29 protein-coding genes are annotated in these 25,388 nt (G+C 67.1%); 13 read left to right on the top strand and 16 right to left on the bottom strand.

What is annotated here, in order from left to right:
- Positions 1-261, bottom strand: coding sequence for a 30S ribosomal protein S20 (gene rpsT / locus A6F68_RS14575; protein ID WP_067681729.1), 261 nt, complete (start codon positions 259-261; stop codon positions 1-3).
- Positions 262-393: 132 nt separating this feature from the next.
- Positions 394-1,209 carry a bifunctional DNA-formamidopyrimidine glycosylase/DNA-(apurinic or apyrimidinic site) lyase gene (gene mutM, locus A6F68_RS14570; RefSeq protein ID WP_067681726.1) on the bottom strand — a complete coding sequence of 272 codons (816 nt, stop codon included), beginning with the start codon at positions 1,207-1,209 and terminating at the stop codon, positions 394-396.
- A 56-nt stretch (positions 1,210-1,265) separates the two neighbouring features.
- On the opposite strand from mutM, the gene A6F68_RS14565 reads away from it, so the two are divergent.
- Positions 1,266-1,997 (top strand): class I SAM-dependent methyltransferase, encoded by a 732-nt coding sequence (locus tag A6F68_RS14565; RefSeq protein ID WP_067682784.1) that lies wholly within the window; start codon positions 1,266-1,268, stop codon positions 1,995-1,997.
- Position 1,998: 1 nt separating this feature from the next.
- Positions 1,999-3,549 carry a 2-polyprenylphenol 6-hydroxylase gene (ubiB, locus tag A6F68_RS14560; RefSeq protein ID WP_067681724.1) on the top strand — a complete coding sequence of 517 codons (1,551 nt, stop codon included), beginning with the start codon at positions 1,999-2,001 and terminating at the stop codon, positions 3,547-3,549.
- Here the strand turns inward: ubiB and A6F68_RS14555 are convergent.
- Positions 3,546-3,929, bottom strand: coding sequence for a DUF4345 family protein (locus tag A6F68_RS14555; RefSeq protein WP_067681721.1), 384 nt, complete (start codon positions 3,927-3,929; stop codon positions 3,546-3,548). The genes ubiB and A6F68_RS14555 overlap by 4 nt on opposite strands.
- A 141-nt stretch (positions 3,930-4,070) precedes the next feature.
- Between A6F68_RS14555 and A6F68_RS14550 the strand changes: the two genes are divergently transcribed.
- Positions 4,071-5,756 (top strand): bifunctional phosphopantothenoylcysteine decarboxylase/phosphopantothenate synthase, encoded by a 1,686-nt coding sequence (locus A6F68_RS14550; protein ID WP_067681717.1) that lies wholly within the window; start codon positions 4,071-4,073, stop codon positions 5,754-5,756.
- 37 nt (positions 5,757-5,793) lie between these two features.
- Positions 5,794-6,255, top strand: a complete 462-nt coding sequence (dut, locus tag A6F68_RS14545) for a dUTP diphosphatase (RefSeq protein WP_067681714.1) — start codon at positions 5,794-5,796, stop codon at positions 6,253-6,255.
- 9 nt (positions 6,256-6,264) lie between these two features.
- Here dut and A6F68_RS14540 read toward each other — a convergent pair whose 3' ends face one another.
- The 6 genes from A6F68_RS14540 to A6F68_RS14515 are packed head-to-tail and all read right to left on the bottom strand — an operon-like array spanning position 6,265 to position 10,208.
- A complete protein-coding gene (locus A6F68_RS14540; protein ID WP_067681712.1) occupies positions 6,265-6,882 on the bottom strand; it encodes a riboflavin synthase in 618 nt (205 codons plus the stop codon).
- A 19-nt stretch (positions 6,883-6,901) separates the two neighbouring features.
- On the bottom strand, positions 6,902-7,876 hold the full coding sequence (ribD, locus tag A6F68_RS14535; protein WP_067681710.1) for a bifunctional diaminohydroxyphosphoribosylaminopyrimidine deaminase/5-amino-6-(5-phosphoribosylamino)uracil reductase RibD: 975 nt from the start codon (positions 7,874-7,876) through the stop codon (positions 6,902-6,904).
- Positions 7,857-8,435 carry a hypothetical protein gene (locus A6F68_RS14530; RefSeq protein ID WP_067681708.1) on the bottom strand — a complete coding sequence of 193 codons (579 nt, stop codon included), beginning with the start codon at positions 8,433-8,435 and terminating at the stop codon, positions 7,857-7,859. Before A6F68_RS14530 ends, ribD begins: the two co-directional genes overlap by 20 nt.
- Before the next feature lie 32 nt (positions 8,436-8,467).
- Positions 8,468-9,190, bottom strand: coding sequence for a M48 family metallopeptidase (locus tag A6F68_RS14525; RefSeq protein ID WP_067681705.1), 723 nt, complete (start codon positions 9,188-9,190; stop codon positions 8,468-8,470).
- Entirely contained in the window at positions 9,187-9,645 is a 459-nt protein-coding gene (locus tag A6F68_RS14520) for a YcgN family cysteine cluster protein (protein WP_067681702.1), read from the bottom strand. The genes A6F68_RS14525 and A6F68_RS14520 overlap by 4 nt, the downstream gene beginning before the upstream one ends.
- A complete protein-coding gene (locus A6F68_RS14515) occupies positions 9,633-10,208 on the bottom strand; it encodes an SCO family protein (protein WP_232308161.1) in 576 nt (191 codons plus the stop codon). The genes A6F68_RS14520 and A6F68_RS14515 overlap by 13 nt, the downstream gene beginning before the upstream one ends.
- A 109-nt stretch (positions 10,209-10,317) precedes the next feature.
- Between A6F68_RS14515 and A6F68_RS14510 the strand changes: the two genes are divergently transcribed.
- From A6F68_RS14510 to ssb, 5 genes are read left to right on the top strand one after another with little or no spacing between them, the layout of a single operon-like run.
- Entirely contained in the window at positions 10,318-10,944 is a 627-nt protein-coding gene (locus A6F68_RS14510; RefSeq protein WP_067681697.1) for an ankyrin repeat domain-containing protein, read from the top strand.
- Between the two features lies 1 nt (position 10,945).
- A complete protein-coding gene (locus tag A6F68_RS14505) occupies positions 10,946-11,608 on the top strand; it encodes a COQ9 family protein (RefSeq protein WP_067681695.1) in 663 nt (220 codons plus the stop codon).
- A gap of 54 nt (positions 11,609-11,662) precedes the next feature.
- Positions 11,663-11,902 (top strand): FeoA family protein, encoded by a 240-nt coding sequence (locus A6F68_RS14500; protein WP_067681692.1) that lies wholly within the window; start codon positions 11,663-11,665, stop codon positions 11,900-11,902.
- A complete protein-coding gene (gene feoB, locus A6F68_RS14495; protein WP_067681689.1) occupies positions 11,899-13,749 on the top strand; it encodes a ferrous iron transporter B in 1,851 nt (616 codons plus the stop codon). Before A6F68_RS14500 ends, feoB begins: the two co-directional genes overlap by 4 nt.
- Before the next feature lie 35 nt (positions 13,750-13,784).
- Positions 13,785-14,300 carry a single-stranded DNA-binding protein gene (gene ssb / locus A6F68_RS14490; protein WP_067681686.1) on the top strand — a complete coding sequence of 172 codons (516 nt, stop codon included), beginning with the start codon at positions 13,785-13,787 and terminating at the stop codon, positions 14,298-14,300.
- 7 nt (positions 14,301-14,307) lie between these two features.
- Here ssb and A6F68_RS14485 read toward each other — a convergent pair whose 3' ends face one another.
- Positions 14,308-14,829, bottom strand: coding sequence for a YceD family protein (locus A6F68_RS14485; RefSeq protein WP_067681684.1), 522 nt, complete (start codon positions 14,827-14,829; stop codon positions 14,308-14,310).
- On the bottom strand, positions 14,826-15,341 hold the full coding sequence (locus A6F68_RS14480; RefSeq protein WP_067681680.1) for a ubiquinol-cytochrome C chaperone family protein: 516 nt from the start codon (positions 15,339-15,341) through the stop codon (positions 14,826-14,828). Before A6F68_RS14480 ends, A6F68_RS14485 begins: the two co-directional genes overlap by 4 nt.
- Before the next feature lie 124 nt (positions 15,342-15,465).
- Here A6F68_RS14480 and A6F68_RS14475 point away from each other — a divergent pair, with 124 nt between their 5' ends.
- Genes A6F68_RS14475 through A6F68_RS14460 form a run of 4 tightly spaced genes read left to right on the top strand, consistent with a single transcriptional unit; the run spans position 15,466 to position 18,323 of the window.
- Positions 15,466-15,945, top strand: a complete 480-nt coding sequence (locus A6F68_RS14475; protein WP_067681677.1) for an outer membrane protein assembly factor BamE — start codon at positions 15,466-15,468, stop codon at positions 15,943-15,945.
- 52 nt (positions 15,946-15,997) lie between these two features.
- Positions 15,998-16,558: an ATP-dependent protease subunit HslV gene (gene hslV, locus A6F68_RS14470; RefSeq protein ID WP_067681676.1), complete on the top strand. Its 561-nt coding sequence runs from the start codon at positions 15,998-16,000 to the stop codon at positions 16,556-16,558.
- A gap of 2 nt (positions 16,559-16,560) precedes the next feature.
- Entirely contained in the window at positions 16,561-17,862 is a 1,302-nt protein-coding gene (hslU, locus tag A6F68_RS14465) for an ATP-dependent protease ATPase subunit HslU (protein ID WP_067682781.1), read from the top strand.
- A 53-nt stretch (positions 17,863-17,915) separates the two neighbouring features.
- Positions 17,916-18,323 carry a GFA family protein gene (locus tag A6F68_RS14460; protein ID WP_067681675.1) on the top strand — a complete coding sequence of 136 codons (408 nt, stop codon included), beginning with the start codon at positions 17,916-17,918 and terminating at the stop codon, positions 18,321-18,323.
- A gap of 158 nt (positions 18,324-18,481) precedes the next feature.
- Here A6F68_RS14460 and A6F68_RS14455 read toward each other — a convergent pair whose 3' ends face one another.
- The 5 genes from A6F68_RS14455 to A6F68_RS14435 form a co-directional block, all read right to left on the bottom strand.
- Positions 18,482-20,422, bottom strand: a complete 1,941-nt coding sequence (locus A6F68_RS14455; RefSeq protein ID WP_067681672.1) for a S9 family peptidase — start codon at positions 20,420-20,422, stop codon at positions 18,482-18,484.
- Positions 20,423-20,504: 82 nt separating this feature from the next.
- Positions 20,505-21,335: a sterol desaturase family protein gene (locus A6F68_RS14450; protein ID WP_067681669.1), complete on the bottom strand. Its 831-nt coding sequence runs from the start codon at positions 21,333-21,335 to the stop codon at positions 20,505-20,507.
- A gap of 83 nt (positions 21,336-21,418) precedes the next feature.
- Positions 21,419-22,477, bottom strand: coding sequence for an AraC family transcriptional regulator (locus A6F68_RS14445; RefSeq protein WP_067681666.1), 1,059 nt, complete (start codon positions 22,475-22,477; stop codon positions 21,419-21,421).
- Entirely contained in the window at positions 22,474-24,291 is a 1,818-nt protein-coding gene (locus tag A6F68_RS14440; protein ID WP_067681663.1) for an ABCB family ABC transporter ATP-binding protein/permease, read from the bottom strand. The genes A6F68_RS14445 and A6F68_RS14440 overlap by 4 nt, the downstream gene beginning before the upstream one ends.
- A 63-nt stretch (positions 24,292-24,354) precedes the next feature.
- Positions 24,355-25,344: an aspartyl protease family protein gene (locus A6F68_RS14435; protein ID WP_084001859.1), complete on the bottom strand. Its 990-nt coding sequence runs from the start codon at positions 25,342-25,344 to the stop codon at positions 24,355-24,357.
- Positions 25,345-25,388: the final 44 nt, after the last annotated feature.

The following is a 25,388-nucleotide window of genomic DNA, read 5'->3' as shown; positions in this document are numbered from 1 at the left end:
TCAGAGCGCGCCGACTCGCTTCGAAAGACGGCTCATCTTGCGGCTGGCGGTGTTCTTGTGGAGCACGCCGCGCGCGACGCCGCGCATCAGTTCGGGCTGGGCAGCCTTCAGCGCATCGGCAGCCGCGGTCTTGTCGCCGCCGGCGATCGCGGTCTCGACCTTCTTCAGGAACGAGCGGATGCGGCTCATGCGCGCGCCGTTGATCTCGGCGCGGTTGGTGTTGCGCTTGATGCGCTTCTTGGCTTGCGGCGTATTGGCCATGTCTGTCCTCGGTTCGACCGCATCTGAGCGGCCTTGAAATCTCTGCTTGCGTGGGTCACCGCGGCGAGCGGACCCGCCGGGAAAGGCGCGCCCCTAGCGGCGCACCCGCGAATCGTCAAGCGGTCGCTGGCCCTAGCGTTGGCATCTAGGGCAGAACCAGGTGCTGCGCCCGCCCTGCACGATGCGGCGCACTTTCCCGCCGTCCGCGTTGAGGCAAGCTTCCCCCTCGCGCCCATAGACGGCGAAACGGGTCGCGAAATAGCCGAGTTGTCCGTCCGGACGCGCATAGTCGCGCAAGGTGGAGCCTCCGTCGACGATCGACTGCTCCAATACCTCGCGGATCATGGGAACGAGCCGTGCAAGGCGCGCGAGGGAGACGCTGCCGGCCGCCTTCCGCGGATCGATTCCTGCTCGCCACAGCGCTTCGCACACGTAGATATTGCCCAGGCCCGCGACGATTCGCTGGTCGAGCAGGAGCAGCTTGATCGCCTGCCGGCGTCCCGCGAAGGCGAGATGAAGGTGCCTGGCGGTAAGGTCCGGACCCAGCGGTTCGGGACCCAGGGCGGCGAAGGCGGGCCAATGGTCCAGCTCGCCGGTATCGACGAGGTCGACCGAACCGAATCGACGCGCGTCGTTGAGGGCGAAGCGATGCGTGGCGGTCTCGAGCACGAGGTGATCGTGCTTGTCGGGCGTCTCCGGATCGATCCTCCAGCGCCCGCTCATGCCGAGATGAAAGACCAGCGTCGTATCGCGATCGGTGTGGATCAGGCCGTATTTGGCGCGGCGGCCGAGCCCCGTGACCCGCGCATTAGTGAGCGACTGGACCAGGCCGAGGGGGAAGGGGCGGCGCATGTCGGGCCGGTTGACCGCGACCCGCTCGATCCGCTCGCCGTCGAGGAACGCGGCAAGGCCGCGAACGGTGGTTTCGACTTCGGGAAGCTCGGGCATCGCGGCGGCCCGTAACAGCCTTTGCGCCCCCGACAAACTCCCCTATGCGCCGCTCGATGAACGATACCGTTTCCTTCGGCTACGAAGAGGTCGCCCCGGAAGAGAAGACCCGCCGCGTGGGCGAAGTCTTCTCTGGCGTGGCTGCGAAGTACGACCTGATGAACGACGCGATGTCGGGCGGGCTGCACCGGCTGTGGAAGGACCAGTTCGTCCGCCGGGTGAAGCCGCAGGCCGGCGAAGCGGTGCTCGACATGGCCGGGGGCACCGGCGACATCGCATTCCGTCTCGCCCGGAGCGGGGCCAGCGTGACGGTCGCCGACATCAACCAGGAAATGCTCGACGTCGGGGTGGAGCGCGCGATGGAGCGCGGCATCGACGGGCTCGTCTGGTCGCGCCAGAACGCCGAGTCGCTGGCTTATCCCGACCGCACCTTCGACGCCTACACAATCGCCTTCGGCATCCGGAACGTGACCGACATCCCCAAGGCTCTGCGCGAGGCACACCGCGTGCTGCGTTACGGCGGGCGGTTCTTCTGCCTTGAGTTCTCGACCAACGAGTGGCCCGGCTTCAAGCAGGCCTACGACCTATACTCGCACAAGCTGGTGCCCAAGATCGGCGAGGCGATCGCGGGGGATGCCGATTCGTACCGCTATCTCGTCGAATCGATCCGCCGGTTCCCTTCCATGCCCGAGTTCGAAAAGATGATCCGCGCCGCCGGATTTACGCAGACCCGCGTGGAGCCGATCATGGGCGGGCTCGTGGCGATCCATTCGGGATGGAAGACCTGACGTGACCCGTCCCGCCACGCACATCCTGCGCCTGCTCAGGTGGGGTCGAAGCCTCGCGCGGCATGGCGCGCTGCGCGGGATCGAGAACGATCCCAACACGCCTTCGCCGGTGGTGCGCTTGGCGCGCATAGCGCGGCTGGGCGCGATGCAGCCCCGCGTGCCGGACTATGCCGCGGCGTTCCAGGAAATCGGTCCCGCGGCGATCAAGCTGGGCCAGTCGCTCGCGACCCGCCCCGATCTCGTGGGCGAGGAAGCGGCGCACAACCTGCTGACGCTGCAGGACAGCCTGCCGCCGGTGCCCTTCGCAGACATCGAGCGCGAGATCGCGCGCAGCTTCGATGCCCCGGTTGCGACGCTATTTTCTGAGATCGACCCCGTGCCCGTGGGCTCGGCCTCGATAGCACAGGTCCACCGCGCGGTGACGATCGAAGGCCGCACAGTCGCGGTCAAGGTCCAGCGTCCGGGCATCCGCGAGAAGCTCGCCCGCGACATTGCGACCTACGAGTGGGCGGCCGCGCATCTCGAGGCGATGGGCGGCGAGGCATCGCGCCTCCGCCCGCGGCTGACGATCGCCAATTTCAAGCGCTGGACCAACCGTGAACTCGACCTACGGCGCGAAGCCGCTTCGGCGAGCGAGCTTGCCGATGCGATGAAGGGGTTCGACGGGTATTGCATCCCCTCGGTCGACTGGGACCGCACCAACGGCCGGGTCATGACGATCGAGTGGATCGACGGGATCAAGATCTCCGATCGCGAGGCCCTGGTCGCTGCCGGCCACGATCTGCCCGCGCTGGCCCGACGGCTCGTACTCGCCTTCCTCAGCCAGGCGATCACCGCCGGGTTCTTCCACGCCGACATGCACCAGGGGAACCTGTTCGTGCGCGCCGACGGGACGATAGTCGCTATTGACTTCGGGATCATGGGGCGGATCGACCGCCGTGCGCGACAGTGGCTGGCTGAGATTCTCTACGGCCTCACCACCGGTAACTACCGCCGCGTGGCCGAAATCCATTTCGAGGCGCAATACGTTCCCGCCTATCACTCGGTCGACGAGTTCGCGACCGCGTTGCGCGCAGTGGGCGAGCCGATGCGCGGCAAGCCGGTGAGCGAGCTTTCGGTCGGGCAGATGCTCGACGGCCTTTTCGCGATCACGCGCGACTTCGACATGGCGACCCAGCCGCACCTGCTTCTGCTGCAGAAGACGATGGTCATGGTCGAGGGGCTGGCGACGAGCCTCGATCCGACGATCAACATGTGGGATGTGTCCGCGCCCTTCGTGCGCGCATGGATTCGCGACGAACTCGGTCCCGAGGCCGCGCTCGCCGACCGCATCCGGACCGATGTCGAAACCTTGCTGCGCGTGCCCGACCTGGTCCGCCGGATCGAGGAACGGTATCCGCCGCGCGGCGGCGCGCCAGAGCCGCCGCCGCTGCCCGACATCCCGCTCATGTGGGAGCGCCGGACCGAGCGCTCGCGCTGGCCGGGTTATGTCCTGGCCGCGGCGCTCGGCGGCGCAGCGGTCGGCCTCGCCGCGCTCGCGGGAGCGGTCTAGCCGACCCGATGCGGCAGAACGCGGCTTGCGATCAGCGACAGGATAACGGCTGCTGCCTCCACCAACATCGGAAACCAGAACCCGGGCGCCGTCCCGTCCGCAAAGATGCTGATCAGTCGTCCGAATAGGGCGATGCCGAAGATCGCCGCGGGCACCAGCAGCAGGTCGCCGTTGCGCTTCCACGCCCCCCAGATCATCGCGCCGCCGCCAACGAAGAACAGCGCTGGGAAGTCTGCGCGCAGCACCGCCAGGCCGGCCGCGCCGTCGGGGGAGAGCCCGAAACCCGTCGCCGCGCTGGCCGGCATCAGCAGGAAATTCAGGCCCAAAACCAGGAACATGAGTCCCTGTGCAAAGATCAGCGCGGTGAGGATCAGGCGCATCGTGGAACTCTCCCTTTGATATTTGCTCGGCAGCCTAGCGACCCACGCGAATGCCGCTAGCGCAATCTTAACCAACGCTGCCCTAGGACTGGCGCGGATTGTGCGCGGGCGCTAGGACCCGCTTATGCTTCGAGGGGGTCAATGCGCGAGCAAGCCGGCGAATGGCCGCAAGACGAGGCGCACCGCGTGAGCGGGCCGAAGGTCCTGCTCGTCGTGGGTGGCGGGATCGCGGCGTACAAGTCGTGCGAACTCGTTCGGCTTATCCGCCGTGGCGGCGGGGATGTGACCTGCGTCCTGACCGAAGGCGGAAGCCAGTTCGTCACTCCGATGGCACTCGCCGCGCTATCCGAGAACAAGGTGTACACCAGCCTCTTCGACCTCAAGGACGAGGTCGAGATGGGGCATATCCAGCTGTCGCGGCAGGCCGACCTCGTGGTCGTCTGCCCGGCGACCGCGGACCTGCTCGCCAAGATGGCGGCCGGCATCGCCGACGACCTTGCCACCACGCTGATCCTCGCCACCGACAAGCCGGTGATGGCGGTCCCGGCGATGAACGTGAAGATGTGGCTGCACGACGCCACACGCCGCAACGTCGCCTGGCTGCGCGAAGCAGGGGTCGAGGTAATGGAGCCCGATGAGGGGCCGATGGCCTGCGGCGAATTCGGCCCCGGGCGCCTTCCCGAGCCCGAGATCGTCTGGGCCGAGATCGCCGCGCGTTTCGGCATCGCCGCCGACTGCGAGCCAGAGCCCGACTTGCTCGAAGCGCTCGAGCCCGAAGCCGAGATCGAAGCGAAGCCGGGTTCCTCGCTCGGCAGCCTGCTGTCGTCGCTGATACCCCGGAAGACCCCGAAGCGCGAACCGGTGGAAGACGACGAGGAGTTCCTGCCGGAAGAGCTGATTGAGGAGGCGGCCTTCGCGGACGAGGCCCCGGTCGAAGAGGTTCTCGAGGCCGAAGAGCCGCTACCCGAACCCGATCTCGACGCGCCGATCATGGCGAAGAAGGGCAAGGCCAAGGCTGCCCCGCCCACCGACGCCGAGGCGCTCAACCACACGGTCATTACCGGTGCGGGGGACCAGTTGCCGGAGGTCATCGGCGCGCTGGCCGAAGACCCGCTTGCGTACCAGCCCGATTTCGACATCGATCCCGAGCATCGCCCGCTGTTCGGTCGCCATGTGCTCGTCACTGCCGGTCCGACGCACGAACCGATCGACCCGGTTCGCTACATCGCCAACCGCTCGAGCGGGAAGCAGGGCTTCGCCATCGCCGCTGCCGCCGCGGCGCTGGGCGCACGCGTGACGCTGGTGGCTGGACCGGTCACGCTGCCGACCCCACCGGGGGTCGACCGGATCGATGTGATCTCGGCGCGCGAGATGTCCGATGCGGTCAAGAAGGCGCTGCCGGTGGATGCGGCGGTCATGGTTGCAGCGGTCGCCGACTGGCGCAGCAAGGAATACCACGGCGAAAAGATGAAGAAGCGCGGCTCGGCTCCGCCGGCGCTGCTGCTCACCGAGAACCCGGACATCCTGGCGCAGGTCGCCGCGGGCAAGCAGCGGCCCAAGCTGCTCATCGGCTTCGCTGCCGAGACCGAGGACGTGATCGAGAACGCGAAGGTAAAGCGCAAGCGCAAGGCGGCCGACTGGATCGTCGCCAACGACGTGACCAGCGTCAACGGCAAGGGCGTGATGGGCGGCGATGCCAACGCGGTGCACATCGTCACCGGCGAGGGCGTCGAGGACCTGCCCGAGATGCCCAAGGAACAGGTCGCGCTCGCACTCGCGGAAAAGATGGCCGTAGCGCTCGACGAGATCGATCCGCGCGAAGAATGATTGCGTTGCACCGCCGGCAGGCGGTAGCGCGGCCGGCATGAACGATCAGGTGACAGTGGCGGTCAGGCGCCTGCCGCACGGCGAAAGCCTCGAACTTCCCCAATACGCGACCGATGGCGCTGCCGGCATGGACGTGCTGGCCGCGGAGGAAGTGACCATTGCGCCCGGAGCGCGCTATGCGGTTGCGACCGGCCTCGCGCTGGCGATCCCCGCGGGATACGAGATCCAGGTCCGGCCGCGATCCGGCCTTGCGCTCAAGCACGGGATCACGGTGCCCAACACGCCGGGCACGATCGATTCCGACTATCGCGGCGAGCTCAAGGTGATCCTGATCAACCACGGTACGGAGCCGTTTGCGATCGCCCGCGGCGACCGGGTCGCGCAACTGGTGCTGGCGCCGGTCACGCAGGCCGTGTGGAACGAGGTGGCCGAGCTCGACGATACCGCTCGCGGCGCAGGAGGTTTCGGCTCGACCGGCGGGCATGCCCGGCTCGGCTAGCTTCGTGGATCAGGCCCGCAGGCTCTCCAGTCGCTGGAGGTAGCGCGCGACGGTATCGATCTCGAGGTTGACCTCGGACCCTTGCGCCAGTTCGCCGAGCGTCGTCACCTCGGCGGTGTGCGGTATCAGGTTGAGCCCGAAGTGGACCGAACCGTCGGGGTAATCCTTCACCGTGTTGACCGTGAGCGACACGCCATCGACGGTGATCGAGCCCTTGGCCGCAATCAACGGTGCGAGCGCCGCGGGTGCCGCGATCGTCACGCGCATCGAATCGCCCTCGGGCTCCCAGTCGGAGACCGTACCGACCGCATCGACGTGGCCCGAGACGATATGCCCGCCCAGTTCGTCGCCAACCCGCAGCGATGGCTCGAGATTGATGCGGGCGCCTTCGGTCCACATGCCCCTGGCGGTCCGGCTCACCGTCTCGGCGGAAACGTCGACCGCGAACCACGCATCGCCCGGTTCTCCGCCCTTCTCGACCACTGTCAGGCATACGCCCGCGCAGGCGATCGAGGCGCCGATGACGATCCGCGCCGGGTCCCACGGGCAGGCCACGCGTACGCGCATGTCGCCGCGCTGCTCGACGCTTTCGATCGTGCCGACGGCGGTGACGATGCCGGTGAACATAGGTTTCTCGGGGCCCCTTCTAACGCGTGCGGCGATAGGCGGTGAAAGCGTCGCTGCCAAGCTGTGCCTGCTCGACGGCCTGCCAGCGCCCATGCGTTTCGGACAGGTCGCCAATGTCCATTCCGGCAATTGCGCGCAGCCCGTCACCGATCACGATCGGGGCGCGGTAGACTTCGATCCGGTCGACGAGGTCGGCGGTGAGGAATGCGGCCGCCGTCTGCGCGCCGCCTTCGACGTAGAGGTACTGCACACCCTCGAGCGCGGCGATGGCATCCGGTGTACAGACTGCCTCGACTCCGTGAGGTGCCGTGTCGCGGCTCAGCACCACTCGCCGGGGGCTGCGGGCCTCGAGGCCGGGCAGGCGCACATCGAGCTTGGGCTGGTCCTTGCGCCAGGTTCCCCCGCCGACCAGGATCGCGTCGGCCCGCGCCCGCCGCGCATGGACGTGCGCGCGCGCTCCGGGCCCGGTGATCCACCGGCTCGTTCCGTCGGCCAGTGCAATGCATCCGTCGAGCGACATGGCGAGCTTGAGCGTCACGTGGGGGCGGCCCAGGCGTGCGCGGGCGAGGTAGCCGGCAAGGGTATCCTCCCCGGCCTTGCAGGCGAGCGAGCGAACCTCGATCCCCGCCGCGCGCAATCGTGCGATGCCGGCACCCGCCGTACGCGGGTCGGGATCCTCGACTCCGACGATCACGCGCGCGGGTCCGGCTGCCGCGAGGAGGTCGGCGCACGCAGGCCCGCGATCCGACAGGTGAGCACAGGGCTCAAGCGTGACGTAGATGTCGGCGCCCTTCGCCGCGTCGCCCGCCTGGTCGAGCGCCATCGCTTCGGCATGGGGGCGCCCCCCTTCGCGGGTCCATCCGCGCCCTGCTACGCGTCCATTGCTGACGATCAGGCAGCCGACTGCCGGATTGGGACGCGACAGCGGCCGGCCGCGCGCAGCGAGGCGCGCGGCGGCGGCCAGCCAGTCGTCGTCACTCGGCGGGGTCTGCAACCGGCCGGTCCGTGGGTGCGCCTTGCGCCTGCTCTTCGGCGATCCGCCGTTCCATCGCGTCGACGTCGAGTCCTGAAGCGCGGCCAAGCGCGCGATAGGCCTCCTTGGCTTCTTCCTCGCGCTGTTTCTGTTCGGCGCGGAGCCGATCCTGCACGGCCTGATTGGCACGGTTGGACTCGGCAATCTCGGCGTCGGTCCGCCCTTCCTCGAAGGTCGAGATATATGTGACCTCGGGAGGGGCAGGTGGAATGCGCCAACGCTCCTTGCCGAACTGCCAGAAAATCGCGGCCGGGATCATCGCGGCGAGCAGAAGGATACCGAATCGGATGCGCACGCGCTCCGCGATCATCGCCGCGAGCGCGACCCCGCCGATCAGCGCGAGCACGCCGCCGACCATCCAGTTGAGGCTGACCGCACGATCGGTCAGCAGGAACAGGAGCGAGCCAGTGAGCAGTGCGGATGTCGCAAGGATTGGCCAGCGATAGGGATTGGGCCGCTTGAACTCGGCCCAGAAGTCCGCGATTCCGGGTCCGGGATTGAGGCGCTGCAGTCTTCGCATGGGCGTTAAATAGGGCGCATTCCGGCTCCGCGCTAGCCGAAGCGGGTGTAAAGGCTGCGGCCGTGGGTCTTTATCCAGGCGTCCGCCGCAGCGACATCGCCCTCGAATATTCGCGCCAGCGCGGCGTGGAACGCCGGGCTGTGGTCGAAATGGAGCACGTGCGCGACCTCGTGGGCGACCACCGAGCGGCGGACGTGGTCAGGCGCCTGGATCAGCCGCCAGTTGATCCGCACCGTCCCACCGGTGGAGCAGCTGCCCCAGCGCCGCTGTGCGCTCGTCAGCCTCAATGAAGGTAACGCGATCTCCGCGCGGGCGGCGTAGAACGCCAGGTCTGCTCCCATCGCTTCGATCGCCTCACGCTCGAGCCAGCGCCGCAAACGTCGCTCGAGATTGTCCGGCGGTCCGCCCACAGTGACTGCCGCGCCTTCGATCACCGGGGTCCGGCGTCCGCCCTCGCGCCAGTCGATCCGGAGCTCCTCGCCGCGATAGAGGAGCGTCCCTCCCGGTCGCGGCGGCTCGTGCTGTGGCACCTTGTCGAGCTGCTGGGCAAGCCAGTCGGTTCGCGCGTGGACGAAGGCCAGCGCCTCGCGGCTCGCGCACCACTTCGGCAGGGTTACGCGCACTTCGCTTCCATCCGGGGCGAGCCGCAAAGTCAGCCGCCGCGCCCGGGCGTTCCGACGAATGGCGACCGGCAGCGTTCTCCCGCCGATTTCCACCTCGGGCGCAAGGGCCTCGCGGCGGAGCCAGTCGATCACGACAGTGTTTCCTCGGCGTCGGGCCAATCGACCACGTGATGCTCGAGCGGCCCCGCCACCGTCTCGCTGACGACGCGTCCCGCCACGCCCGGTCCGCGGCGATGGACCGCGGACGGGTCGCCGCACTCGAGATAATGCCACTCGGCCAGCGGGCGCCCGGCCGCGCGCAGCCGATAGGCGCAGCTGTCCGGAAGCCAGGTCACCTGGTCGACGATCCGGGGCGTAAGGCGCAGACAGTCGGGCACGAAGGCCCGGCGGTGCCGATAGTCGCTACACCGCGCCGTAGCGGTGTCGAGCAGCTTGCAGGCCACGTTCGTGTGGGCGATCTCGCCGGTTTCGTCGTCTTCGAGCTTGTGGAGGCAGCACCGGCCGCAACCGTCGCAGAGCGCCTCCCATTCCTCGCGGGTCAGTTCGGCCAGCGGCCGGTCCCAGAATCGCTCCCTCAGCGCACCCATCGTTCAAGCTCTTGCGCCACGGCGTCGGCGCCCTTGTCGGCGGGCAGCGTGGCGATCGGCTCCCCGTCCGGGCCGAACAGGTAGACGATGTTCGAATGGTCGACGAGGTAGGCTCCGCCTTCTTCCACCTTGCCCTTGCCGTGGTAGATGCGGAACGCCTTGGCCGCAGCATCGACCTGCTCGCGCGTGCCGGTGAGCGCGACGATGTCCTTCCCGAAGGCGGACGCGAATTCGCCGACCACGGCTTGGGTGTCGCGCTCGGGATCGACAGTCACGAACACTTGCTGGACCTTGCCTGCCTCGGCAGGGTTCGCCTTTGCGAACTGGCGCAGGCCTTGCGACGAGCGCTGCATGTCGGTCGGGCAGACGTCCGGACAATAGGTGTACCCGAAATAGACCATCGCGTACTTTCCGCGGAAATCGTCCCACGTGCGCGTCTTGCCGGACTGGTCGACCAGCGTGAAGGGTCCGCCGATGTCGGCGCCGGCCAGCGGCGGTTCTTCGGCGGGGGGCTGGCACGCGACCAGTGCGAGTGGGAGGAAAAACGCAGTCAGAGTACGCATCGTTCGGGACGTGGTTCGGGGCATGGCGCGTCGGTTCATGGTCTGCTAACCGGTTGGCGGCAAGGGCACTTCATGGCCCGAAGATAGGGCCGTTACGGAGACAGGAAAGATGCGACGGGGCGTTATCCGCAAGGCAGGTCTGGCGCTGGCGCTGGCGCTGGCGGTATCCGGCGTGGCGGCTCCGGCGTCGGCGCAGTTTTCCGATTCGTATAACTTCCTGAAGGCCGTGAAAGAGCGCGACGGGACCGAGGCGACCAAGTTCCTCAACGAGCCCGGCACCACCATCGTCAACACGCGCGACCTTACCAACGGTGAAACCGCGCTGCATTACGTGGTCCAGCGTCGCGACGAGTTATGGACCAAGTTCCTCCTGGAGCGGGGCGCCAACCCGAACATCGCCGACAAGAACGGTGTGACCCCGCTGACGATCGCAGCCAGCCTCGGCTTCGTCGAGGGCGTGGAGCGGCTGGTCAAGGCGGGCGGACGCATCGACACGACCAATGCAGCAGGCGAAACGCCCTTGATCGCAGCGGTCCACCGGCGCGACATGGCGATCGTACGCTTGCTCCTGAAGCATGGCGCGAGCGCCGATCGTACCGACAACTCGGGGCGTTCGGCGCGCGATTATGCGACGCTTATGGGTCCGTCTGCCGGGGTCCTGTCGGAGATCGAGCGCGCCGAAACCGAGCGCAAGGCAAAGGGCGCGGACAAAGGCACTTACGGACCGGGCGCCTGACGTGAGCATCGCCGCTGCGGACCTGACGCTCGACGAGCTCAAGCTCGCGCTCGCACCGGCGATTGCGGATGCGGCCGTATTCGATGGCTGGAGCGATGCCGCGCTGGTCTCGGCCTGCGAGATCGAGGGTGTCGATGCCGATGTCGCACGGCTCGCCTATCCGGACGGGGCGATGGACATGATCGCGGCGTGGATCGCCAGCGTCGATGTCGCCATGTTCGCCGCGCTGCCGCCGGAGGCGCTGGCCGCGATGAAGATCCGCGAGCGCATTCGCAGCCTCGTGCAGGCACGGCTCGATGCGATTGCCGGCCGTGTAGAGGCTCTCCGGCGGGCCCTTGCCATCATGGCCATGCCGCAGAACGCGGTGCGGGCAGGAAAGCTCGGATGGGCGAGCGCAGATGCCATGTGGCGGCTCGCAGGCGATACCTCGACCGACCACAACCACTACACCAAGCGCGCGATCCTCGGCAGCATCTACGCCGCGACACTGGCGGTGTTCGTCGACGACGAAAGCGAGGGCAAGGCCGATACCCGCGCTTTCCTCGACCGGCGGATCGACGGTGTGATGCGGTTCGAAAAGGCCAAAGCCCAGTTCCTGCGTCCGGATGCCGAACGGTTCAGCGTGACACGGTTCCTCGGCAGGCTGCGTTACCCCGCTCGCTGACCCTTTATTGATAATCGTTTGCAATTAGCGCGGGCATTTCCTAACCGCGCTTCGATGACGCTCGAAGGTCTCGAACCCGGCACCCGCGCCCGTATCGTGGCGGTCGACTGGGGGCGGCTTGCCCCCGAAGACGGTGTCCGGCTGCGCGCGCTCGGCCTCGATGCGGGTGCGCGCGTGGCGGTGGCGCATCGCGGGGTTTTCGGCGGACGCGATCCGCTCGCGATCATGATCGGCAGGATGACGGTGGCCCTCAGGCGCTCGCATGCGGCTGCGATGGAGGTCGAGTACCTGTGACCCGCCTTCGAACCGCCGCCCTAGTCGGCAATCCCAACGCGGGGAAGAGCGCCCTGTTCAACGCGCTGACCGGCGCGCGGCAGAAGATCGCGAACTATCCCGGGGTGACGGTCGAGCGGAAGGCGGGGCGGCTGGTCCTTCCCAGCGGCGAACCGGTCGAGCTTATCGACCTTCCCGGGGCCTATTCATTCGAACCGTCGAGCCCCGACGAGGAAGTCACGCGCAAGGTCGTTCACGGCGAATTCGCCGGCGAGGCCACTCCCGAGGTATTGATCGTCGTCCTCGATGCCGCGAACCTCGAACAGCATCTCGTCTTCGCCCAGGAGGTGATCGAGCTGGGCCGGCCCACCGTGGTTGCGCTCAACATGGTCGATCTGGCCGAGCGTGACGGACTGGTGCTCGATCCGGCAGCCCTGTCGCAGGCTCTCGGGGTTCCGGTCGTTCCCACAGTCGCCGTGCGGCGGCGCGGCCTCGCTGAGCTGGCGGGCGCAATCGAGGCGGCCGAAGAGCGCGCACAATCGATGCAACCTCAGCCCGAACCACACCTGACGCTGCCCGAGCGCCGGCTGGCGGCGTCGAACATCGCCAAGGCGGCGATCCTCTCGGAGACTGCGCAGCACCGCCTTCATGCCGGGCTCGACAAGGTGCTGCTCCATCCCTGGATCGGGCCGCCGATCCTGTTCGCCCTGCTGTTCGTGGTGTTCCAGGCAGTGTTTGCGTGGGCGACGCCGTTCGCCGACGGGCTCGAAGGGATCATCGGCGCCATCTCGGGCTGGGTGAGCGCCACGCTGCCCGCCGGTTTCCTCCGCGATCTTCTGACCGAAGGCGTGCTCGCCGGTGTTGGCTCGGTCGTCGTGTTCCTGCCCCAGATCGTGATCCTGTTCGCCTTCATTCTGGCGATGGAGGCATCGGGCTACATGGCCCGCGCGGCCTACCTGATGGACCGGATGATGCAGGGAGTAGGCCTCTCGGGCCGCAGCTTCATTCCGCTCCTGTCGAGTTTCGCCTGCGCGATCCCCGGCATCATGGCGACCCGGTCGATCGCCGATCCCAAGGACCGCCTGACGACGATCCTGATCGCTCCGCTGATGACCTGTTCGGCGCGGCTGCCGGTCTATGCCGTGATCATCGCGGCATTCATCCCGGCGACGACGGTCGGTCCCGGCATCGGCTTGCAGGGTCTTGTGCTGTTCGGGCTCTACGTCGCCGGGATCGTCGGCGCGATGCTCGCCGCACTGGTGCTCAGGCGCTCGGTCGCGAAGGGCGGGGCGAGCGGCTTCATCATGGAGCTTCCGCGCTACCAGATGCCGCTCGTGAAGGACCTCCTCATCGGGTTGTGGCAACGTGCCTGGGTGTTCCTGCGGCGCGCGGGCACGATCATCTTCACCGTCACGATCGTGCTCTGGCTGCTGCTCACCTTTCCCAAGGCCGCACCGGGCGAAAGCCAGGTCGAGGCTTCGGCCGCGGGCCAGATCAGCAAGGGCCTCGCGGTGCTGGTCGAGCCGATCGGCTTCAACCGTGAGATCGCGCTGGCGCTGATCCCGGCAATGGCCGCGCGCGAAGTCGCGGTCGCCAGCCTTGCGACCACCTATGCGGTCGACGCTCCGAACGAAGAGGCTGCCGCCGCAGGGCTCGCCAGCCAGCTTTCGGCGAAGTGGAGCCTGCCGACCGCGCTCGCCTTCCTCGCCTGGTTCGTCTTCGCGCCGCAGTGCCTTTCGACCATCGCCGTCACCCGACGCGAAACGAACGGGTGGAAATGGCCGGCCTTCATGTTGGCCTACCTGTTCGGATTGGCCTACATCTTCGCGGGAATCACCTATTGGACCGCTGTTGCCCTCGGGCTCTAGCGCGGTCGACACTCTAGCGAAGGAATGCAGGTAAAATGGCGGGCAGCCTCAACAAGGTCATGCTGATCGGCAATCTGGGGGCCGACCCCGAAGTGCGCAGCTTTCAGAACGGCGGAAAGGTCTGCAACCTGCGGATCGCCACATCCGAGACGTGGAAGGATCGCCAGACCGGCGAACGCAAGGAAAAGACCGAGTGGCACACCGTCGCGATCTTCTCCGAGGGCCTCGTCGGGGTTGCCGAGCAGTACCTGCGCAAGGGAAGCAAGGTCTACATCGAGGGCAAGCTCCAGACCCGCAAGTGGCAGGACCAGTCGGGTAACGACCGGTACTCGACCGAAGTCGTGTTGCAGGGCCCGAGTGCGGTCATGACGATGCTCGACGGCGCACCGGGCGGCGGCGGCCAGCGCGGCGGCGGCAGCGGCGGCGACTACGGTCGGTCGAGCGGGAGCGGCGGCGGGTGGAGCCAGGGTGGCGGCGGTGCGGCCTCGGGCGGCGCAGGTGCCGGCGGCGGTTCCAACTACGACGACCTCGACGACGATATCCCGTTCTGATCGAGGATCAGCTTCGCTTGAGCGCAGCAAGCGCTTCGGCGAGCGGGCCGGTGGGCGCATCTTCATCTACGATGCCGGCTTCGCGCCGTACCAGATCGGCGTTGGGTCCCTCGGCGTAAGGATCGATCGCGAGCCCGAGGCTTTGCGCGACGGCTTCCCCCGCGTCGAAGCTCTCGCCGTCGTATTCGATCTCGTCGGGATCGTCCGACGACAGCTCGACTTCTTCTTCTTCGTCGACGGTCAAGCTGCCTTGGGGCACGAAGCGCAGGTCGAGCGGCTCGTCGATCCGCACCGCGAAATCCTCGCCCGAAACCGCGCAGGTCTGGACGACCTCGGCGGTCATCCGGCCCTTGGCGGAGACCGCGGGCCCGTCGGCTTCGAACGACAGCGTCGCGGAGAGGCCGCGCACCTCGGAAATGCCGAAACGAACCGCCAGCGCGCTGCGCTCGGCTTCGCCGGCGTTAAGGTCGATGTGCTGGGGCGGCTGCGGGCGGACCTTCACGATCCGGCTGAACTCCACCGCGCTCATCGCGCCACTTCGCCGGCAAGGAGCGCGGCGTCCGCAATGGCCTGCAGGCGTGACCAAAGGGCCAGCAGGCGCTCGGCAACTTGCTCCGCCGAAGCGCCATCGACCAACGGCATGTTGCGCGCGGCCGCCTCGGTCATGGTGGGAAGGCCGTTGGCGATCCCGCCGCGATAGGCCTCGATGCGCCCCCCGGTCGCGCCCATCAGCTTGGTCATGCGCTTGCCGACCACGACATCGCCGACGCCGAACTCGCGCAGCTGGGCCTCCATGTCCTCGACATAGAGTTCGGTCAGGAGCGCCGTCTCCTTCGCCAGACCTTCGCCGGTCTCCATCCGCAGGACCACCAGCGCGAAAACGGCCGAGACCATTTCGAACCGTCCGTTCACCGTGTCGGCGACCCCCGCGTCGGCATACCACGCGGGCTGCCGGGCCTCTGCCACGATGGCTTGCCAAAGCGGTCGCAGCGCTTCGCGAGGGTCGGGTGCGGACGAGAATAGGCGGGTCAGGATGCTCATCGAGCGCCCATGTCGCGTGCATTCAGCGGCAATTCAAGCGCGAGCGCACAGCTGGCGCCTTCCGCGCGATTGCCAGCGCCCTCGCGCTTGCCTAAGGCGCGGGTGTTGGACGACACGAAGAGGCATGACGATGACGGCAATTCGGTTCCTTGGCGCAAGCCTTCTTGCGGCGGCGACGCTGGCCGCGGGCGGCTGCTCGTCGATCAGGGAAAGCCGCGGCTTCATCGCCGATCCCACGCTGACCCAGTCGGTCCAACCCGGCATCGACAACAAGCAGTCGGTCCAGGCTGCGCTCGGCCACCCGAGCTTCGAGAGCCAGTTCGGCCAGCCGACCTGGTATTACGTATCGAGCCTCAACGAGCGCAAGCCGTTCAGCCGCCCGCGGATCGGGACCCATTCGGTCCTGGCGATCGAATTCGACGCCGCGGGCAACGTCGCCTCGGTCGAGCGATCGGGCATCGACAAGGTGGTCTACCTCTCGCCTGATGGCGACAGGACCCCGACGCTCGGCCGCGAGCGCGGCTTCTTCGAGGACCTGTTTGGTAACATCGGCGCGGTCGGCGCACCCGGTGCGCAGGGGCCGGGCGGCCCGGGCGGTCCGTAGCGCAGCCTGTCGGGCGCTTGACCCTTCCGGGCTGCGCCCCATATCGCGCAGCATGGACGAGAGACATTCTGCCCACGGCCTGGTGCCGTGGCACGGTACCACCATCATCGGCGTGAAGCGCGAGGGCAAGACCGTCGTCGCGGGCGACGGACAGGTGTCGATGGGCAACACCGTGATGAAGCCCAACGCGAAGAAGGTACGCCGCATCGGCAAGGATGGCAGCGTGGTCGCCGGGTTCGCCGGGGCGACGGCGGACGCCTTCACCCTGTTCGAACGCCTCGAGAAGAAGCTCGAACAATACAGCGGCCAGCTCATGCGCGCCGCGGTCGAGCTCGCCAAGGACTGGCGGACCGACAAGTACTTGCGCAACCTCGAGGCGCTGATGATCGTCGCCGACAAGGACGTGCTGCTGGTTCTGACCGGAAACGGCGACGTGCTGGAGCCCGAAGGCGGAATCGCCGCGATCGGGTCGGGCGGCAACTACGCGCTCGCTGCCGCGCGGGCGCTGTCCGACTACGAGAGCGACGCCGAGAAGATCGCCCGCCGCGCCATGGCGGTGGCGGCCGAAGTCTGCGTCTTCACCAACGACCAGGTCACCCTGGAAACCGTCTGAGAATTATGGACAACCTGACCCCCAAGGCGATCGTCGCCGCGCTCGACGAGCACATCATCGGCCAGAAAGACGCCAAGCGCGCTGTCGCAGTGGCGCTGCGCAATCGCTGGCGCCGGCAGAAGCTCTCCGCCGACCTGCGCGACGAAGTGACGCCGAAGAACATCCTGATGATCGGCCCCACCGGCTGCGGCAAGACCGAGATCAGCCGGCGGCTGGCGAAGCTTGCCGAAGCCCCGTTCGTGAAGGTCGAGGCGACCAAGTTCACCGAAGTCGGCTACGTCGGGCGTGACGTCGAGCAGATCGCCCGCGACCTCGTCGAGGAAGCGATCCGTCTCGAGAAGGACCGCCGCCGCGAGGCCGTGCGTGAGGCCGCGAGCAAGGCGGCGATGGATCGCCTGCTCAAGGCGCTCGTCGGGGAGAACGCCAGCGAGGCGACTCGCGAGAGCTTTCGTGCCCGCATCGTCGAGAACGCGATGAACGAGACCGAGGTCGAGATCGAGGTCGAGGAAGCGCCGAGCATGCCTTTCGACATGGGCGGGATGGGCGGCCAGGTCGGCATGATCAACCTCTCCGACATGCTCGGCAAGGCGATGGGCAAGCAGAACCTCAAGCGCCGCAAGCTCAAGGTCCCCGATGCGTGGGACAAACTGGTCGACGAGGAAGCCGAAAAGCGCATGGACCAGGACGACGTTGCCCGCGTCGCGCTCCAGAACGCCGAGACCAACGGCATCGTGTTTCTCGACGAGATCGACAAGATCGCGGTATCGGACGTGCGCGGGGGATCGGTCAGCCGGGAGGGCGTGCAGCGGGACCTGCTGCCGCTGATCGAAGGCACTACCGTTTCGACCAAGTACGGTCCGATGAAGACCGACCACGTGCTGTTCATCGCCAGCGGCGCGTTCCATGTTGCCAAGCCGAGCGACATGCTGCCCGAACTCCAGGGCCGCCTGCCGATCCGCGTCGAGCTGCGCGCACTGTCGGAAGAAGACTTCGTCCGCATCCTCTCCGAAACCCGCGCCAACCTTGTCACCCAGTACAAGGCGCTGCTCGGGACCGAGAAGGTGACCCTCGAACTGGGCGACGATGCGATTGCCGAGATCGCCCGCATTGCCGCGCAGGTGAACGAAAGCGTCGAGAACATCGGCGCGCGGCGGCTCCAGACAGTGATGGAGAAGCTGCTCGAGGAACTGAGCTTCGAGGCCGAGGATCACGTGGGCGAAACGGTGACGATCGACGCCGCCTATGTGCGTGATCGGCTCGCTGACCTTGCCGGCGATACCGATCTTTCGAAATACATCCTCTAGCGGGTAGCAATTGTTCCTGTTATGTTCGTCGTATTGGACGAAGGGAGCATGCGATGCCGAAGGGTGGATGCCATTGCGGGGCCGTGCGCTACCGCGTCGAAGGAGAACCGCAGCACGTGGCGCTGTGCCACTGTAGCGACTGCCGCAAGAGCGCAGGCGCGCCGGCAGTGGCATGGGCAGCCTTCGCCGAAGACGAATTGGTCGTCGAGCAGGGCGAAGTGACCACTTTCAACAGTTCGGGTGCTTCGATGCGCAGCTTTTGTCCCACCTGCGGGACCGGGCTGTTCTTCCGCAACGCCGAGACCTTGCCCGGGATCGTCGACATCCAGTCGGCCACCCTCGACGAACCGGAAAGCCTCGCTCCGCAAGTGCACATCCAGGTCGCCGAGCGGCTCGCGTACATGAAAACCGCGCACGAATTGCCCGAATTCAAGCGCTATCCGGGAATGCCGGAGGACTGATTTTTCCCGCCCGTCGCTCACGCTTGGCTTCCGCCGTGCCGAATTCACGGCACGGCGCGGTCCTACACGCTTCGCAAGAGGTCGGTGCGTGCCTTAGCGGCGGGACGGATGACGACGATGAGATGGCGGCGCGCGCCTGAGCCGCGGCCGCCGCCGGGTCATTTGTCCAGCAGATGTTTCTCCCAGAACGCCAGCTGGGCGAGGAACGCGTAGTCGGCGTTGGCCTTCTTGGCGAACCCGTGGCCTTCGTCGGCCGCAACCACGTGCCACGCCTCGTGGCCGTTGGCGCGGATCGCCGCGACCATCTGGTCGGCTTCCGACTTCGGCACCCGCGGATCGTTGGCGCCGGTGATGACGAACATCGGCTTCTCGATCTCGTTCACCCGGGTGAGCGGGCTGATCTCCATCAGCTTCGCGCGCTGCTTCGGATCGCGTTCGTCGCCGTACTCGACGCGGCGCAGGTCCTGGCGGTAGGGATTCGTATTCTCGAGGAAGCTGACGAAATTGCTGATCGCCACCGTGCACTGTGTTGCGCGCAGCTTGTCCTTGAGCTGCACCGCGGCGGCATAGCACATGTATCCGCCGTAGGAGCCGCCGGTGAGGCCGACCCTTGCGGCATCGACGCGCGGATCGGCGCGTACCGCATCGATCAGCGCGGCCATGTCCTTGACCGAATCCTCGCGCTTGAACGGCCCGTTGTCGAGGCTGACGAAAGTCTTGCCGTAACCGGTCGAACCGCGCACGTTCGGGTAGAATACGCCGATGCCCAGCTCGTTGAGGTAGTAATTGGTCGATCCGCGGAACCCCGCGGTGCTCTGCGCCTCAGGCCCGCCGTGGACATTGACGATCAGCGGTCGCTTTCCTGAGAATTTGGCCGGATCGGGCAGGTAGAGCAGGCCCGTCACCTCGAGACCGTCGAAGCTCTTGGTGGTGACGATGCGCGGTTCGACGTTGACGCTGGGATCGAGCCCGCCGGTCTCGCTCTGCGTCCAGCGGGTAAGCTGCAGGGTCGCCGGATCGAGCGACCAGACATCGCTCGCGCTCTTGGCCGCACTAAGGGAAAAGCCGAGCTCGCCCCATGGCGCGAACTCAAGCCCACCGATCTGGCCGGCGGGAAGCGCATCGACCGCGCGCACAGCGCCGGACGCGATATCCAGCAGGCGGAGGCGATCCGATCCCGCCTCGTTCACCACATAGGCAATCGTCTTGCCGTCATGGCTCAGGTCGAATCCGGCGACGTCCCACCGCTCGGTCGATACGGGGGAGAATTTCCCCGTCGCGGGATCGAGCCGGCCCAAGCGCTTGAAGTCGGAACCTTCGTCGCTGGTCGTCCAGAGCGTCCCATCCTGCGCCACCCGCAGCCCGCCATAGGCGATGTCGGCGGCGGTGTTGCCGACCGGGGTCAGTTTTCCGGAGGCGAGATTGAGGCGATAGAGGTCGGCGTTCTGGACCGACTTGTATTCGGCGACGTAGGCGGTGCGCTTGTCGGGTGAGAAACCGCGGATCGACCACCCGCCGCCCTTGACCTCGGCCACCATGCGCGAAGACGCGGGATCGCGCGGGTCCATCACGTAGAGATCGTTGTCCTGCCCATTGCGCCGGGTCGAACTGAACCCGAGGATCTGGCCGTCATTCGACCAGGCATTGACGCCGTTGCGGCTCTTGCCATCGGTCAGCAGGCTGAGCCGACCGCTGTCGAGCGTGTAGATCTGGTAGTATTCATCGCCTCCACGGTCCTTCGAAACGACGAGCACGTCCCCCTTTTGCGGTGCGTAGCTGCCGCCGACGGGCTCCGCCTCGAAGCTGATCTGGGTGCGCGCGCCCATCGGCATCTCGACGCGGTGAAGTTGCGACACGTTGGCGAAGCGTGTGTTGATGAGGATCGCGCGCTTGTTCGGGTCCCAGCCCGCAAACCCGGCACCGCGCGATTCGAGGTAGGGACGGACGCGAGCGGCCAGCGTCACCGGGATCGGCGGCACCTGCTCGGCCGTGATAGCGGCCGGCACCGGCACGGCGGGCGTTTCGGCCGGTGTGTCCTGTGCCATTGCGGGTATCGCGACGGTCGAAAGAAGCGCGCACAGCGCGGTCAGTCTGCTCATGTGGTCTGTGTCCCAGGCTTTGCGGATCAGGCGATCCGCGAAAGCCGTGGGTCTAATGCGGCACCCGGACGCGTGCAATCGACTAGAAAGCGGCCATGGCGACGGTCGACTCGGTCGCCGTGTTCCCGCTTGGCGCGCCGCGACCGGTCACCTTTGCGAAGGTCTCGGCATAGCGCGGATGCTCGGTGCCCATCAGCTTGTCCCACCAGGTGAAATAGAGGCCGTAGTTCTTGTTGAAGCCGCCGCTGTGGTGGAGGTCGTGGTGCGTCGTCGTGTTGATCCAGCGGGTCAGCGGGGTCGAAAGCCACCAGCGCGGGTGCAGCTCGAAACCGGCGTGGCCCATCGCGTTGCGGAAGATCTGGAACATGAGCCAGGCCAGCACGACTTCGCCGGGGGTCGGCACGAAGAACAGCCATAGCGGAGCGAAGAGCGCCATCACCAGCGCCTCGGGGATGGCGAAGCTGTAGGCTGCCCACGGCGTCGGCGTGATCGACCGGTGATGGGGCAGGTGGAACCAGCGGAACAGCAAGCGGTGGTGCATTGCCCGGTGCACCCAGTAGAAGTAGGCGTCGTGCGCGACGATCATCGCCGCGGCGAGCCCGAGGTAGGCGGGCCAGCTGTACGATACGTCCAGCCGCTGGAGCACGCCTTCCTGCACGCCCCAGAACACGAAGCTGCCGACCACCGCATAGACCGCGACCGCCTGGATTGACTGGAGCACCTCGCGTCGGCGGTCGCTCCATCGCGCGTGCCGGGTCTGGATGCGGCGACCCGCAAAGCGGCTGCGGGCAATGACCCAGATGACTACGCTGACGCTCCCCGCAGCGATCAGGTAGCGGACGAAATCGAAAGTGAAGAATTCCAGTCCCCGTTCGGAGAGGACGTCGAGGGGGACGAAACCGGTATCGAGCATGACAGCACCTTCATCGGGCAGTTGGCGTTGACGGGCCCTCTGCCGCCGGCAGCTCGCAGCATCCTCGCATTTGCCGAAATCGGCTAGCCGATTTCGGAATCGGCCAGCGCCCGGTCGCGCCAGGCGCTCGGTGTCGTGCCCTCGGCATCACGAAAGGCGCGATTGAAGGGACCCAGAGAACCGAAACCGGCATCGAGCGCAATCGTCAGGATCGGTACTTCGCGTTGCCCCGGGTCGGCGAGCGCCGCGCGCACCTCGTCGAGCCGATAGCTGTTGAGGAACTGCGGGAAATTGCGATGGCCCAGCGTGCCGTTGATCGCGCGGCGAAGCCGATACTCGGGCTCTCCCAGTTGCGCCGCCAGCGCTGCGATCGTGAGCCCCTCGTCCCGGTAGGGTTTCTCGGCCGCCATGTGGGCGCGCAGGCGCTCGACAAGCGGCTGGTAGTCGGTGGAAGACGTACCGTGCTCGACCGCCGAACGTTGTGGCGGGCCGAACAGGTCCGACCGGCGGGTGCCGAACATCCGCGCGCAGAAGGCGAACGTCAGCGCGGTGACGCCGAATTCGATGAGCGAGCGCGAGATATCGGGAAGGGCACCCAACGAGACCAGCGTTTCGAGACCGACAATGGCGATCACGAACGCGCCGATCACTCCGACCAGCCGCGTGCGCAGGCGGCGACGCACCTCGACGAGATCGTCGGCGCGTCCCCGCCAGGCGATCCACAGTCCGGCCAACGCATAGGCCGCCATGCTCACGCGCAGGACCAACTGCAGCCAAAGGGTCGCCGGTTCGCGGTACGAGCCTTGGGCATAGATGAGCACCACGATGGCGAGCAGCCACGGCACCCCGAGCCAGGCAGCGAGCGGAATCCGCCGCTCGTCGCCGAACCACGCGCGGGCAAACAGGTAGAACCAGGCTGATGTCGTCACCGACACCGAATCGAACGCTGCATTCAGCATCGAGGGGAAAGGATCGTTCGGAATGGTCGCGAGCACGTGTCCCGCGATCGCCACGTTCATCGCCACCGCGATCCGGGCGGCAAGCACGGTGCGATGGTCGCGCAGCAAGATCCAGCTCCACAGCGCCAGGAGCGCCAGCGTGCCGCCGCGGGCGAGCATGTCGGAGAGGACGAATCCGGTCATGCCGGCACGATCTCCGGCTCTTCGACCTCCGCCTGCTGACGCGCCCACATCTCGGCATAGAGACCGTCCAGGCGCAGCAGTTCGGCATGCTTCCCGCTTTCGGCGAGCCTGCCCGATTCGAGCACGAGGATGCGGTCGGCGTCGGCGATGGTCGAAAGCCGGTGCGCGATGCTGATCGAGGTGCGGTGCTCGCTGACCCGGTGGAGGGTGGCCAGGATGTCCTGTTCGGTGCGGCTGTCGAGGGCGCTGGTGGCCTCATCGAGAAGAAGGATCGGTGGATCCTTCACGAGCGTGCGGGCGATCGCGACGCGCTGCTTCTCGCCGCCCGACAGCTTGAGGCCCCGCTCACCGACTTCCGTTTCGAAGCCCTGCGGCAGGCTTTCGATGAAGGGGAGGATCGCCGCCCCATTCGCCGCGCGCACAATATCCTCGTGGGTGGCGCCGTCGCGGCCATAGGCGATGTTGTAGCCGATGGTGTCGTTGAACAGCACGCTGTCCTGCGGGACGATCCCGATGGCGGCGCGCAGCGAATCCTGCGTGACCCTGGCGATGTCCTGTCCGTCGATCCGGATTCGCCCTGCCCACGGATCGTAGAAGCGGAACAGCAGCCGGGCGATCGTGCTCTTGCCCGCGCCCGATGGACCGACGATCGCGTAGTGCGCACCCGCCGGCACCTCGAACGACAGTCCGTGGAGGATCGTGCGATCGCGCTCGTAGCCGAAAACGACGTCCTCGAAGGCAACGGTCGGCCTTGCGATGACCAGCGCGGGCGCGCCGGGTACGTCGGAAACCTCGACATCGGTGTCGATCAGCTTGAACATGGCCGCCATGTCGATGAGCCCCTGGCGGATCGTGCGATAGACGAAGCCGAGCATGTCCAATGGGCGGAACAGCTGCGTCAGGTAGGTCTGCACCGCCACCAGGTCGCCGACCGTCAGGCGCCCCTTGCTCCACTGCCAGACGCTGAACGCCAGGGCGAACAGCATCAGCGCGTTCATGATCAGCGACTGGACGATGTTGAGCACGCCCAGCGAGTTTTCCGACTTGATCGCCGCCTTGGCGTAGGCGCTGGCGGCGTTGCCGTATCGTTCCCGCTCGCGCGCTTCGGCGCCGAAGAACTTGACCGTCTCGTAATTGAGCAGGGAATCGACGGCGCGGGCCAGCGCCGTTCCATCGAGGTCGTTCATCTTCTTGCGCAGCGCGGTGCGCCATTCGGTGATCCAGCGGGTGGCGGCGATGTAGACGACGACCGTCGCAGCGGTCGCGGCGACCAGCGGCCAGCCGAACATCAGGTAGAAGATCACCCCGACGGCCAGCAGTTCGACGATGGTCGGGGCGATGTTGAAAAGGAGGAAATAGAGCATCGAATCGATGCTCTTGGTCCCGCGCTCGATCGTCTTGGTGATCTCGCCCGTGCGGCGCGACAGGTGGAAGCGGAGCGACAGCTTGTGCAGGCGTGAGAAGGTATCCTCGGCCAGCACACGGGTCGCTTCCTGGCCGACGCGCTCGAACACGATGTTGCGTATGTTGTCGAACGTGCCGCCCAGCAGACGTCCGGCGACGAAGGCGATGACGAAGCTCATCGCGACCCACATCAGCGGATCGCCCTCGGCGGCCATCGTGTCGACCACCTTCTTCATCGCGAGCGGCGTCGCGAGCACGACTGCCTTGGCGAGCAGGACCAGCACCAGCGCCACTACGATCCGCGTGCGCAGATCGCCGCGACCCTGCGGCCAGAGATAGGGCAGGAAGCGCCGAAGCGTGGCCCAGCCGTCGTAGTCGGGCGGCGTCGGCGGGGTCTGGTCGGGCGGCATCGCGACCCATGTGGGCGGCGGCGCAGGGTTAGGCAAGCGTGGGGCTTCGACCGGGAGCGGGCGTCAGAGCCGCTTCATGTCGTCGCGCAATTCGACCGGCATGGAGCGGAGCGATCCCTTGGGCAGGTCGAACAGGACGGTACGCTCGGCAAAGTCGATCGCCACGCGGTCGAACAGGCGCAGGTCCTCGATGCCCAGAACCATCGCCGGCTTGGCGCCCAGGCCGAGCGCGGCAAAGGCGGGGGCGTCGGCATAGCTGACCGACAGGCCCTCCAGCGTCAGGCCCCGTCCGCCCTGGGCGCCGATCCGCAGCGTGCGCGCGATGTCGAGCCGGCCGGTGATCTCGGTGCCGGTAACGTCGGTCGAGGTCACTTCCTTGCCGCGCCGCGCGCGCAGGCGCGTTTGCAGCGCGAGATTGCCGATCGATCCTTGCGAGCCGGTGTCGATCACGACCGCGGTTCGGACCCCGTCGATCTCCGCGTCGGTGATGATCAGGCGCCCCAGCTTGTTGCGCGCGCGCACGACGATCTCGTAGCCGCGATTGCCACCCAGTGCCTTGGCATCGTCGACAGCGATGCTGTCGGCGCGAAAGTCGATCAGCACGCGCAGGTCCTGCAGCGAATCGAGGCCCAGTATTCCATCGGCGCCGATGTGCTGCGCTTCGAGCATGGGGACGTGCAGGTTGTCGAACATCCGCGAGGCCAGTTCGAGCCCGTCGAGTCGGACCAGGTTCACGCGCTTGCGGGCAGCCATGCCGACGACGGTGGCCTGGCCGAGCGAGGGCAGTTGCAGCCGCTCGCCAAGATGGCGGCTGACCACGGTCGCCTGCGAGCCGGTGTCGATCATAAAGCGGAAGGGCCCCTTGCCCTCGATCGTGACGGGCACGGTCATGCGATTGTAGCGGTCGGCGTCTCCGGCCACGACCTCTCCCGGGGCGGCCTGGGGTTCGCCGTCGATAAGCGTGTAGGGCCGGTCTTCGGCCACGGGAGGTGCGGCAGCACCGAGCAGCAGCGCCAAGGTTATGCTGGCGATCGCGGCCGGACGGTTGGCCATGACGGATTCCTCTCGCCAGCACGATAGCACGGGCGCGGGGTCCG

The sequence above is a fragment of the Tsuneonella dongtanensis genome, assembly GCF_001698205.1.
Classification (GTDB): domain Bacteria; phylum Pseudomonadota; class Alphaproteobacteria; order Sphingomonadales; family Sphingomonadaceae; genus Tsuneonella; species Tsuneonella dongtanensis.
This window is presented reverse-complemented; position numbering and strand designations above follow the sequence as displayed.

What these genes read in the sequence shown, in the direction of transcription:
- rpsT (WP_067681729.1), bottom strand. Translation starts at nt 261, where the DNA reads ATGGCCAATACGCCGCAAGCCAAGAAGCGCATCAAGCGCAACACCAAC.
- mutM (WP_067681726.1), bottom strand. Translation starts at nt 1,209, where the DNA reads ATGCCCGAGCTTCCCGAAGTCGAAACCACCGTTCGCGGCCTTGCCGCG.
- A6F68_RS14565 (WP_067682784.1), top strand. Translation starts at nt 1,266, where the DNA reads ATGAACGATACCGTTTCCTTCGGCTACGAAGAGGTCGCCCCGGAAGAG.
- A6F68_RS14555 (WP_067681721.1), bottom strand. Translation starts at nt 3,929, where the DNA reads ATGCGCCTGATCCTCACCGCGCTGATCTTTGCACAGGGACTCATGTTC.
- A6F68_RS14550 (WP_067681717.1), top strand. Translation starts at nt 4,071, where the DNA reads ATGCGCGAGCAAGCCGGCGAATGGCCGCAAGACGAGGCGCACCGCGTG.
- dut (WP_067681714.1), top strand. Translation starts at nt 5,794, where the DNA reads ATGAACGATCAGGTGACAGTGGCGGTCAGGCGCCTGCCGCACGGCGAA.
- A6F68_RS14540 (WP_067681712.1), bottom strand. Translation starts at nt 6,882, where the DNA reads ATGTTCACCGGCATCGTCACCGCCGTCGGCACGATCGAAAGCGTCGAG.
- A6F68_RS14530 (WP_067681708.1), bottom strand. Translation starts at nt 8,435, where the DNA reads ATGCGAAGACTGCAGCGCCTCAATCCCGGACCCGGAATCGCGGACTTC.
- A6F68_RS14520 (WP_067681702.1), bottom strand. Translation starts at nt 9,645, where the DNA reads ATGGGTGCGCTGAGGGAGCGATTCTGGGACCGGCCGCTGGCCGAACTG.
- A6F68_RS14515 (WP_232308161.1), bottom strand. Translation starts at nt 10,208, where the DNA reads ATGCGTACTCTGACTGCGTTTTTCCTCCCACTCGCACTGGTCGCGTGC.
- A6F68_RS14510 (WP_067681697.1), top strand. Translation starts at nt 10,318, where the DNA reads ATGCGACGGGGCGTTATCCGCAAGGCAGGTCTGGCGCTGGCGCTGGCG.
- A6F68_RS14500 (WP_067681692.1), top strand. Translation starts at nt 11,663, where the DNA reads ATGACGCTCGAAGGTCTCGAACCCGGCACCCGCGCCCGTATCGTGGCG.
- ssb (WP_067681686.1), top strand. Translation starts at nt 13,785, where the DNA reads ATGGCGGGCAGCCTCAACAAGGTCATGCTGATCGGCAATCTGGGGGCC.
- A6F68_RS14485 (WP_067681684.1), bottom strand. Translation starts at nt 14,829, where the DNA reads ATGAGCGCGGTGGAGTTCAGCCGGATCGTGAAGGTCCGCCCGCAGCCG.
- A6F68_RS14480 (WP_067681680.1), bottom strand. Translation starts at nt 15,341, where the DNA reads ATGAGCATCCTGACCCGCCTATTCTCGTCCGCACCCGACCCTCGCGAA.
- A6F68_RS14475 (WP_067681677.1), top strand. Translation starts at nt 15,466, where the DNA reads ATGACGATGACGGCAATTCGGTTCCTTGGCGCAAGCCTTCTTGCGGCG.
- hslV (WP_067681676.1), top strand. Translation starts at nt 15,998, where the DNA reads ATGGACGAGAGACATTCTGCCCACGGCCTGGTGCCGTGGCACGGTACC.
- A6F68_RS14460 (WP_067681675.1), top strand. Translation starts at nt 17,916, where the DNA reads ATGCCGAAGGGTGGATGCCATTGCGGGGCCGTGCGCTACCGCGTCGAA.
- A6F68_RS14455 (WP_067681672.1), bottom strand. Translation starts at nt 20,422, where the DNA reads ATGAGCAGACTGACCGCGCTGTGCGCGCTTCTTTCGACCGTCGCGATA.
- A6F68_RS14450 (WP_067681669.1), bottom strand. Translation starts at nt 21,335, where the DNA reads ATGCTCGATACCGGTTTCGTCCCCCTCGACGTCCTCTCCGAACGGGGA.
- A6F68_RS14445 (WP_067681666.1), bottom strand. Translation starts at nt 22,477, where the DNA reads ATGACCGGATTCGTCCTCTCCGACATGCTCGCCCGCGGCGGCACGCTG.
- A6F68_RS14440 (WP_067681663.1), bottom strand. Translation starts at nt 24,291, where the DNA reads ATGCCGCCCGACCAGACCCCGCCGACGCCGCCCGACTACGACGGCTGG.
- A6F68_RS14435 (WP_084001859.1), bottom strand. Translation starts at nt 25,344, where the DNA reads ATGGCCAACCGTCCGGCCGCGATCGCCAGCATAACCTTGGCGCTGCTG.